This is a genomic window from Pseudoxanthomonas sp. GW2, assembly GCF_000283075.1.
In the GTDB taxonomy this organism is placed as follows: domain Bacteria; phylum Pseudomonadota; class Gammaproteobacteria; order Xanthomonadales; family Xanthomonadaceae; genus Pseudoxanthomonas.
The window spans coordinates 1-3,985 of the sequence record NZ_ALIP01000067.1 but is presented as its reverse complement, the minus strand read 5'-3'; the positions used below and the strand labels follow the sequence as shown (position 1 = coordinate 3,985).

At 71.8% G+C, this 3,985-nt stretch carries 6 protein-coding genes; all 6 read left to right on the top strand.

The genetic code is table 11. The features are described from left to right. Positions 1–975: flagellar biosynthesis protein FlhF (flhF, locus tag B351_RS0104740; RefSeq protein ID WP_019397901.1), on the top strand; the 975-nt coding region annotated here is incomplete at its 5' end. Positions 976–1,012: 37 nt separating this feature from the next. Next, positions 1,013–1,846, top strand: coding sequence for a P-loop NTPase (locus tag B351_RS0104735; RefSeq protein ID WP_019397900.1), 834 nt, complete (start codon positions 1,013–1,015; stop codon positions 1,844–1,846). Continuing rightward, positions 1,843–2,583 carry an RNA polymerase sigma factor FliA gene (locus B351_RS0104730; protein WP_019397899.1) on the top strand — a complete coding sequence of 247 codons (741 nt, stop codon included), beginning with the start codon at positions 1,843–1,845 and terminating at the stop codon, positions 2,581–2,583. Before B351_RS0104735 ends, B351_RS0104730 begins: the two co-directional genes overlap by 4 nt. 26 nt (positions 2,584–2,609) lie before the next feature. Then, entirely contained in the window at positions 2,610–3,002 is a 393-nt protein-coding gene (cheY, locus tag B351_RS0104725; RefSeq protein ID WP_019397898.1) for a chemotaxis response regulator CheY, read from the top strand. Further along, on the top strand, positions 2,999–3,628 hold the full coding sequence (locus B351_RS0104720) for a protein phosphatase CheZ (protein ID WP_019397897.1): 630 nt from the start codon (positions 2,999–3,001) through the stop codon (positions 3,626–3,628). Before cheY ends, B351_RS0104720 begins: the two co-directional genes overlap by 4 nt. Before the next feature lie 3 nt (positions 3,629–3,631). Beyond that, positions 3,632–3,985, top strand: a 354-nt coding sequence (locus tag B351_RS16230) for an Hpt domain-containing protein (RefSeq protein ID WP_198006201.1), incomplete at its 3' end; no start/stop codon positions are given.

Below are 3,985 nucleotides of genomic sequence, written 5' to 3'. Positions count from 1 at the left end.
CCGGCGCCCCCGGCCGCCAGTCCGGCCCCGACCCTGGCCGCGGTGCCGGCCCCGGTGGCGCCGGCCGACGACGAGCAGCTGCGCGCCATGCGCGAGGAACTGGCGCAGATGCGCGCCATGATCGAGCGCGAGATGCACCGCCTGACCGACGAGCGCCTGCGCGGCTCGCCGGTGCGGCTGGCGGCGATGGAACTGATGGAGGACTACGGCTTCGACGCCGGGATCACCCGCGACATCGTCCTGGAACTGCCGGCCGACACCCCGATGCACCGCGGCCGCGGCCTGATGCTGGGCCTGATCTCGCGGCGCCTGCCGGTGTGCCCGGTGGACCCGCTGGAGGCCGGCGGCGTGATCGCCCTGGTCGGCCCCACCGGCGCCGGCAAGACCACCACCATCGCCAAGCTGGCCGCCCGCTTCGTGGCCGAGCACGGCCCGCGCGACATCGCCCTGGTCACCACCGACACCTCCCGCATCGGCGGTCGCGAGCAGCTGTACGGCTACGGCCGCCAGCTGGGCATCGCGGTGCACGAGGCCGACAGCGACGCGGCCCTGATCCAGCTGCTGCAGCGCCTGCAGGACTACCGCCTGGTGCTGGTGGACACCGCCGGCCTCGGCCAGCGCGACCGCGCCCTGGCCAACCAGCTCAACTGGCTGCGCGCCGCACGCAACGTCAGCACCCTGCTGGTGCTGCCGGCCAACTCCCACTTCGCCGACCTGGACGAGGTCGTGCGCCGCTTCGGCCCGGCCCGCCCGCAGGGCGTGGTCCTGACCAAGGTCGACGAGACCGGGCGCCTGGGCAGCGCGTTGTCGGTGGTCGTGGACCACCAGCTGCCGCTGACCTGGGTGACCGACGGCCAGCGGGTCCCGGAGGACCTGCACCGGGCCAATGCCGCCAGCCTGGTGCTTCGCCTTGAAGATCTGCGCCGGGCTGCCGATAAGCCGAACATCCCGGAGGCCGACCATGCCGTCGCCTGAGTCCCGCCCCGCAACCCCGAGCCCCTTCCGCCCGACGATGAACCACGCACCGCTCGCCCCCGTCCGCAGCATCGCCATCACCGGCGGCAAGGGTGGCGTGGGCAAGACCAACCTGTCGGTCAACCTGGCCGCCTCGCTGGCGGCGCTGGGCAAGCGCACCCTGCTGCTGGACGCCGACCTGGGCCTGGCCAACGTCGACGTGCTGCTGGGCCTGTCCCCGCAGCACACCCTGGCCGACCTGGTCGCCGGCCGCTGCGAGCTGGAGGACGTGATCCTGGAAGGCCCCAACGGCATGCTGGTGGTGCCGGCCGCCTCCGGGCGCCGGCACATGGCCGAGCTGCAGCCAGCCCAGCACGTGGGACTTGTCAATGTTTTCAATGACCTGCAGCGTGATCTTGACATTCTGGTTGTAGACACCGCCGCCGGCATCACCGACAGCGTGCTGACCTTCTGCCAGGCCGCCCAGGACGCGGTGGTGGTGGTCTGCGACGAGCCGGCCTCGATCACCGACGCCTACGCCCTGATCAAGGTCCTGTCCCGCGAGCGCGGCGTGGACCGGGTCCAGGTGGTGGCCAACATGGTGCGCAGCCCGGCCGAGGGCCGCGGCCTGTACGACAAGCTGTCGCGGGTATGCGAGCGCTTCCTCGGTGACGTCTCTCTGAACTTCCTCGGCGCGGTGCCGCAGTGCGACTGGCTGCGCATGGCGGTGCAGCGCCAGCAGGCCGTCGCCACCGCCTACCCGGCCAGCCCCTCGGCCCGCGCCATCGCCGAGATCGCCCGCCGCGCGGCGCGCTGGCAGGCGCCGACCGCCCCGCGCGGCAACATCGAGTTCTTCGTCGACCGGATGATCCGGCAAGGCGCGGTCGCATGAATGCCGTGGCCGAATACCGCGCCGTGCGCGGCAGCAACGACGACGCCATCACCCGGCATGCCGACCTGGTGCGGCGCATCGCCCACCACCTGGCGGCGCGCCTGCCGGCCAGCGTCGAGGTCGACGACCTGATCCAGGCCGGCATGATCGGCCTGATCGAGGCCAGCCGCAGCTACGACCCCGACCAGGGCGCCTCGTTCGAGACCTACGCCTCGATCCGCATCCGCGGCGCGATGATCGACGAGATCCGGCGCGGCGACTGGGTGCCGCGCTCGGTGCACCGCCGCGCCCGCGACGCCGCCGCCGCGGTGCGCGAGATCGAGCAGGCCACCGGCCGCGCCGCCGCGCCGCAGGAAGTGGCGGCCAAGCTGGACATGCCACTGCCGGAGTACCTGCGCCTGCTGGAGGACGCCTCTCGCGGCCAGGTGCTGAGCCTGGACTCCCACGTGGAAGACCACGGCGACGTGCAGGTCAACAGCAACAGCCCCACCCCGCAGCAGCTGCTGGAGCGCAGCGATTTCGGCCGCGAGCTGGCGGCGGCCATCTCCAACCTGCCCGAGCGCGAACAGCTGGTGCTGTCGCTGTACTACGAGCAGGAGCTGAACCTGAAGGAGATCGGCGCGGTGCTCGGGGTCAGCGAGTCCCGGGTGTGCCAGATCCACGGCCAGGCCGTGCTGCGCCTGCGCGGCCGCCTGTCCCAGTACGAATCACGTGATGCCGGTCTGGACGACGACTGAGCACGCAACGCCAAACGGAGCACGAAGTGAACAAGAACATGCGGATCCTGATCGTGGACGACTTCTCGACGATGCGACGCATCGTCAAGAACCTGCTCAACGATCTGGGCTACAGCAACACCGCCGAGGCCGACGACGGCCACACCGCGCTGGCGGCCCTGCGCGCGCAGCCGTTCGACTTCGTCATCACCGACTGGAACATGCCGGGCATGACCGGCATCGAGCTGCTGCGCAGCATCCGCGCCGACCCCAAGCTCAAGACCCTGCCGGTGCTGATGGTCACCGCCGAGGCCAAGCGCGAGCAGATCCTGGAGGCCGCGCAGAACGGCGTGAACGGCTACATCATCAAGCCGTTCACCGCGCAGACCCTCGAGGAGAAGCTCAACAAGATCTTCGAACGGCTGGCGGCGACGGCATGAGCACCACCGCATCCCCCGAGCGTGCGGCGCTGGTCCAGCGCCTGCACGACGCCCTGGAAGCCCTGGACCGCGGCGACGAAAGCGCACTGCGCGCCGAGATCGACGCCCTGGCCGCCGCCCGCACCCGTCCGCTCGTGCAGGGCCTCGGCCGGCTGGCGCGCGAACTGAGCCAGGCCCTGGGCGAACTGCCGGAGGTCCCCGGCGCCGACGACCATGGCGTGGAGGGGGTCGAACTGGACGACGCCTGCGCGCGCCTGGACCACGTCATCGGCATGACCGAGCAGGCCACCCACCGCACCCTGGACCTGGCCGACGAATGCCGCGCCCTGGTCGAGGGCCTGCGCGCCGAAGGCGTGACCGACGGCCAGGACCAGGTGCTGGACCGCATCCGCCGCAACCTCACCGAGATCGCCCTGACCCAGAGCTACCAGGACCTGACCGGGCAGATCATCCGCCGCGTCGCCGGGATCGTGCGCCGCGTCCACGAAGGCTTCGGCGAACTGGGCCTGCCGCCGCGCGCCGAGCCGCGCGAGCCCGCGCTGGCGGGCCCCGCGGTGGCCGGGCTGGACACCCATGCAGTCAGCCAGAACGACGCCGACGCCCTGCTGTCGGAACTGGGGCTGTAAGCCATGAGCGGTGTGACGCCCGAAATCGCCGCGGACTTCATCGTCGAGGCCCAGGAGATCCTGGACCGGCTCGGCGAGCAGCTGGTGGAGCTGGAGCGCGCGCCCCAGGACAGCGAGCAGCTCAATGCGGTGTTCCGCGGCTTCCACACCCTCAAGGGCGGTGCCGGCTTCCTCGGCATCCAGCCGATGGTCGAGCTGTGCCACGCCGCCGAGGAAACCCTGGGCGCCGCCCGCTCCGGCACCGCCGAACTGGACCCGCTGCACTTCGACGCCGCCCAGCGCTCGCTGGACTGGTTGCAGGCCATGCTCGACGCGGTCGCCGCCGGCACCGAGCCGGAGCACGCGCCGCCGGAGCTG